Genomic DNA, 6,021 nt, shown 5'->3' with positions numbered 1-6,021 from the left:
CCAGCTCCTTCGCCGCTTTGTCTCCGCCGATCTCTCTGGCCAGCTTTACGGCCTGTACCTTGTACTCTTTATCGTAGCTTCGAGCCATTGCCTTTCCTCCTTCTTCTTCTCTTTTTTCTACTCCCTTGAGGAAAAGGTGTCAACTTTTTTTATACCATATCAGAATGAGCTTGTAGGCGTAGGGCCTCGACACGCCCAGCTCGTCCGCCACCTCGTCTACCCGGATAAACTTGTTCTCCATACTGGTTCCTCCTTTCCCAAATGATAACGCTATTTGTTTAACGTTGACCCTATTATACTAACTCTATTCCGTTATGTCAAGGCTTTCCAAGAAGAAAATATAAACAAATTTATTTATATTTCTCTTGACAGTCCTAAACATATCTGTTATACTCCAAGTGTCCCCATTACATAGATTGGAGTTGACAGTTATGGCGATTGGTGAACGTATTCGCTTTTTCCGTAATAAGAAAGGTGTCACGCAGAAGTATCTCGGTCAGGTGGTGGGGTTCCCGGAACGCTCCGCCGATGTGCGTATGGCGCAGTATGAAACCGGGAGCCGTACCCCCAAGGCCGACCTGACCAGGGCGCTGGCGGACTTCTTTGAAGTCTCCACCGATGCCTTGACTGTCCCTGACATAGACAGCGACATTGGCCTCATGCACACCCTCTTTGCCCTGGAGGACATTCGGGGGTTGACCATTGGGGAGATTGACGGCGAAATCTGTCTGCGGCTGGACAAGTCCAAAGGCAGGACCTATATTGATATGCTTGAAATGCTGTCCGCTTGGGCGGAGCAGGCCAAGAAGCTGGAGGCCGGGGAGATCACCAGGGAGGACTATGACCGCTGGCGCTACAACTACCCCAAGTACGACACCACCCGGAAATGGGTCAAAGTCCCCTCCAAGGAATTGAGTGATTTCCTTGTAGAAGCGTTCAAGGATCGCTTGAAAGACGAATGAAGGAGTTGATGCAAAAATGCCCGTTGTTCCAATTTATCTTGATATAGACGAAAAAACGTATGCAGGGGTCAAGGCAGGTATTTTTGAGCTATGCGGCTTAGCAAAAAATGTAGATAGCAAAAGGGTTGCAAAGCATATTCCTGCGGTTGCTGATGCCGCTAAAGAAGGCGCATCTAAAGCGATTGATTTTGTCAGATCACATCAAAAAGGAACTATCATATTAGGGGGCGTACTTATCATAGGGGGCACAGTTGCTGGTACCATTGGGTATGTAACACACCGAAAGCAACGAAAACTTGACAAACAATTTGGAGCAGCTTTAGAAGAGTATTTAGATTCTGCTCGAAACGGGAGTTTGAATGTTGACATTTTGAACACTCTTATCTGCTCTATTGAGGCTATTGAAAAAGAAAATCCGAAAAAATCCATCAACCTCAATATTTCAGCAGCTCAATTTGGCGATTTGATAAATTGCATATTTGACTACACTATGCGTTTAGCAGAGGCCAATAATGTTAGCACAAAGTCTATAAACCGTCCCAAGTACTTCCACAAGAAGACTTCTGACGACTTAAAATACTACTTAAATATGCAAAAACAGATTTTTGAGCAGGCTGCATAAATACGGCAAAAGCCCTTACCGATGTTGCCATCGGTAAGGGCTTTGTAATATGGTTTTTGTCACCCGCAAGCCGCAAAGAAACACTTTTCACCTGCAATCCACCGGGGATACAGAATGATACGGCCTATGGGGAGCGTTATCAAATCGTTATCAAAAGAGAGATGCAAAACCGCCTATCTCTTGCGCCGCAACGGGTTCGGAGTTTCAAGAACTCACTCCCACTCGCTCCTGCCAGAAGTTTTCTAAACAGATTTGCTTATGGGGTTTAGCTCAGGGTATTGGCATTATTTCCATTATTCAGATAGTAGAGGCTATCTGATTTTTTGTTGCCATAGCGTTGCCAATGTAATGACATTAGAGGGCAACGATTTAATTATGCAAAGTACAGTTTGCCTTGGTCTGAAATTTCATATTTATACGGCGCAATTGTTTTATGTATGATAACTAGTTTCTTATCTTCAGCAAGCCTTTTGCAGATCTTGGAAATTCGTTGAGAGTTCATATCAACATCTGTAGCTATGTCTTTTGCAAAAACTGGGTTCGTCTGTGAGTTTAGCGCCAACAACACATTCATTTCATCTGCTGTGATTTTTCTTAATGTGACGCCTTTCAATTTCTTCTCAATCTTAGCATCTATAACTGACTCTTCAATTACTGTTGCTGAACAATCGGGACATTTATAATGAGTAAACTCTAACCCAACTCTCTCCGATTCAGAAAAAACTCGTCCACATTGTGGATTTGTACATTTCAGCACTTTAGTTTCTTTGATCTGCTCCAATATCAAAGTTGTATAATTGAATGGACGTTCAATAAAATATGTGCGGTATTCGTTCCCTTTTGGCTTCCCCCACAGAATATTATTTTTCTTTGCCAATCCATAATTAAAGCAATAAATACTTACTGCCTTGCCATCTCTATTTGATTTCTCGTCATATTTTGTTATGAAATGATTCAATTCCAGTGACATTACATATTCTTCAATGTCTTTAGAAATGTGAAAATGACTAGTATATGGATAGGATTTTTGATATAATTTTCCATTTAAGTCACCGGAAGTGATTTGTTTTTTTATTTCCTTAGACCGAGAAATCAACACATCTCTAAGTGCTTCTAACTGATAAATTTTTCTATTTTCTTGCATAGGAAGCAAACAGTATGTACTTGCTTTAAAGAATGCCTCAATTTTTTCATTATAATATCGTTCAGCAGCATTCTCAATATCTGCTCTCTTTATCTTTTTCCCATATATAATTGTACTCACATGTAAATATGATAAAATATAGCCCATTATTCTCGGAACATTCATAGATGCTTTAAAAAACAGTTCGTAAATGTCCTCGGTTTTTTCATCAAAATACAATTCAATTCCATCAGTAAAATAATTGAATCTATTGTTTAAGACTCTGCTGGTAAAATCAATAGCATTCTCCTCCATACGATTAGAATCAAATTCTGAATACAAGTTGTAAAAGTCCAGATTAACAACATCAATTTTACCCGGATCGATCTTACCATAATGTATTCTGTTAGGATAAAATGCAACTTTAAATTTTATAAATTCTTCCGACCAATTATTTAAAGGTGCTACTATTGTATCGATAAACAGTTCAAGAGCATCATTTTCAATTTCAGATACATCATCAAGTAAAATCACAAGATGCTGGATCTTCATTTTACCCAATATTTTTTTAATGTCGATTATGACTTGCCTAATATCAAAAACCTTTAGACATATATCAGTTAATGACTCTTCGGCCTTTTTTGCAATTTCAGTATTGACTGCACGTTCATAGGCCAATTCGCCACCGGCTTGTTTTTTATGCTCCTGTCCGTTAGATTCTTTACCAAAATTAAAGAGGCCTCTTTTTGTTGCCTGCTCACTGTTACGATGAGATATATCATTTATCGATTTAATTTCTTGTAAGGCAGGAAGTTCAACTCTTTGAAATTCTTTGTTGTCATTTATCCTGCGACTAAGCGACTGAATCTCTGCCTTTATTGTCTTTTTACTATTACCAAATAAATTCCCTGCCACTCTATTTAACAGGCTTTGACTTCGCTTATCAATTTCCTCATAAATTCGCGTTAAAACACTTTGAATAAAATTCCTAGCAATGAGATATTTTTGCAATTGTTCTCCGCTAAAATACTCCGACAGATATTCTTGATTGGTAACAACCGTTTTAGATAATTCATAAACAGTTTTGACATCCACATAACACGGTAAATATCCCGACTTTTTTCTATACTCATTTTCAAGTTTTAAAAAAATAGTAGATTTTCCAGTTCCCTTTCTTCCCACCAAAAAAGTAGTATTATCTAACAAGCATTTTTGCAAGATAATATTTCCATCTAACAAATCTACATACAATTCATCCAGGATGCTTTCACCATTTTGATCAACCAGATCCGCACGCCTATATTTTTTCAGAGATTCAGCTACCTCCGAAAACTCGTTTTTCTCTTTCTCTGTCATAATTACGTCTCCTATTTTTGTATGGCTTTATTATTAACTAATACATAAACAGTTTTTCGCCTTCCTATGGGCTAATAGGATTTTATGCTGATTTTATATCGCTTGAAAGCTTATTAATAGTTTCTTCAATATATTGTTTCCAAGCAGGCGCCTCCAAGATATCTCTATGCGCCTCACACTTAATAATCAAATCTCTAAGCTTTTCTGGTTGCGCCTTGTCCGCTTCAAACATGGCGGTAAAGTATTTCTGGAATTGCCCCAATGTCAATGGCACAATATCCAGTCGCTGTTTTACATCGCCCTTTGCATACCAAATACCATGTCTGAATGTCTCTGCTGTGTTGGTATCTATCCGAACAGCAATAAACATACCGTATACAGGTTTGTCGTATTTTAGAACAGCATCAGAAACATGCCTCCTGACAGGCTCACCCTCCATTGCCTCTTGACGGGAGGATGTGGACATAGTAACCTCTGTCAAAATGGTAAAATCGTTAAATTCGCAATACAGATCACCTTTACCGCCACCAGCAGCCGAAACAGGCATAAAGTCAGAATCCAGCTTGAATCCGCGAACTTCATAAGGCTTATTGACCATGTGATCAATCGCCAGAGCAGCACGCCAGAGTGTCCATTCGAGGTAGGCGGGAGTTTCATCCTTTGGAACCTCAATGGCGTTATCTTCATCGTAGACCAACTTGCCGCCACCTTTGATCAGGAGGCTCATATAATCCCGGATTTCTTGCCATTAATTACGCTGATCGTTAGCGTATTGAATTTCATCTGTCTGTGCAAGAGTGTTTTCGATTCTTTGTCTTGCAATATTGATTTCTGCTGGAGTATTTAACGGCAGATCGGAAATATCACACAGGATATGTCGCTCTTTTATCTGCTTGATGAGGTCCCCTAACAGGGATTTGGCGACATCTACACTATCCGTGGGCAGAGGTGCTCCAGTACAGAGCAGCTTATACTGTTCCATAATAGGTTCTGCGCTTGCGGTGGACTTTGCAAGTTTTTCTGCCAAAATATGCTTTGTAGGTACGATTATTAGACCTCTGCCTTTGCGTTGAAGCACACCAGAAATGCGGAGGTATCTCATATTCATGTCGCTGTAATCCAAAAAATTGTCAGCTTTTTTGTCATAATTCTCGCCTCTTTTGGCAATCTCTTTCTTGTTAAAAGGACGCTTAGCCGGGGCAGCCGCTCTCCGTTGGCGCAGATCAAGGATGTTGTCAACCACTTCTTCCAAGCTGTAGCTGGGATTTGTTGTATGCCCCCAAAGGGCAAATTCGATTCGGCTAAGCTCAGATGAACCAGTACGCTTTTCAAGTTCCAGCATAATTGCCAAAAGCCACCTCAGTGGAGAGAAGTAATGCACGCCATCTGGCATAGGAAATTGCTCCACGCTCATAGCCCGGAGATAACATTCCTGCACCGCAGGATATGTATCTGCTTTTAAGAATGACCTGATATGGTATAAAAAAAGTTGACACCTTTTCCTCAAGGGAGTAGAAAAAAGAGAAGAAGAAGGAGGAAAGGCAATGGCTCGAAGCTACGATAAAGAGTACAAGGTACAGGCCGTAAAGCTGGCCAGAGAGATCGGCGGAGACAAAGCGGCGAAGGAGCTGGGCATCCCGAAAGGGACGATCCACGCCTGGCTGAAAGCGGTGCGGGAGGGGCGCCTGGAGGTGGGGGAAGGCAGCCACACGCCAGGCAGCGCGATGAGCCTGACAGAGGAGATCACGATGCTGCGCAGGCAGGTCAAGGAGCTGGAAAAGGCCAATCGGCGATTGAAAGAAGAGAACGAATTTTTGGAGGAAGCCAGCGCTTTTTTTGCCGCCAGCCGTCGGAAGTCAGTAAGGAGCAAAGAATGAAGTATATCGCGCTCAGGACAGAAGACGGCGAAAAGAAGGGAAAGATCGCGTTTTACTGCTCGGTATTGGGAGTCAGCCGGC

Annotated in this window: 4 protein-coding genes and 1 pseudogene; 3 read left to right on the top strand and 2 right to left on the bottom strand. The window is 41.3% G+C overall.

The window, feature by feature from the left end:
* The first annotated feature begins 431 nt into the window (after positions 1-431).
* Positions 432-962, top strand: coding sequence for a helix-turn-helix domain-containing protein (locus tag C814_RS17035; RefSeq protein WP_016316644.1), 531 nt, complete (start codon positions 432-434; stop codon positions 960-962).
* 16 nt (positions 963-978) lie between these two features.
* Positions 979-1,584 carry a hypothetical protein gene (locus C814_RS17030; RefSeq protein WP_016316643.1) on the top strand — a complete coding sequence of 202 codons (606 nt, stop codon included), beginning with the start codon at positions 979-981 and terminating at the stop codon, positions 1,582-1,584.
* Positions 1,585-1,957: 373 nt separating this feature from the next.
* Here the strand turns inward: C814_RS17030 and C814_RS24220 are convergent, their stop codons facing one another.
* Both C814_RS24220 and C814_RS17020 read right to left on the bottom strand, forming a co-directional pair.
* Positions 1,958-4,063, bottom strand: coding sequence for a hypothetical protein (locus C814_RS24220; protein ID WP_016316642.1), 2,106 nt, complete (start codon positions 4,061-4,063; stop codon positions 1,958-1,960).
* Between the two features lie 82 nt (positions 4,064-4,145).
* Positions 4,146-5,570, bottom strand: a pseudogene (locus C814_RS17020) (AlwI family type II restriction endonuclease).
* A 37-nt stretch (positions 5,571-5,607) separates the two neighbouring features.
* On the opposite strand from C814_RS17020, the gene C814_RS17015 reads away from it, so the two are divergent.
* A complete protein-coding gene (locus C814_RS17015) occupies positions 5,608-5,940 on the top strand; it encodes a transposase (protein WP_016316639.1) in 333 nt (110 codons plus the stop codon).
* The last annotated feature ends 81 nt before the right edge of the window (positions 5,941-6,021 follow it).

The sequence above is a fragment of the Anaerotruncus sp. G3(2012) genome (assembly GCF_000403395.2).
Lineage (GTDB): Bacteria > Bacillota > Clostridia > Oscillospirales > Ruminococcaceae > Anaerotruncus.
This window is presented reverse-complemented; position numbering and strand designations above follow the sequence as displayed.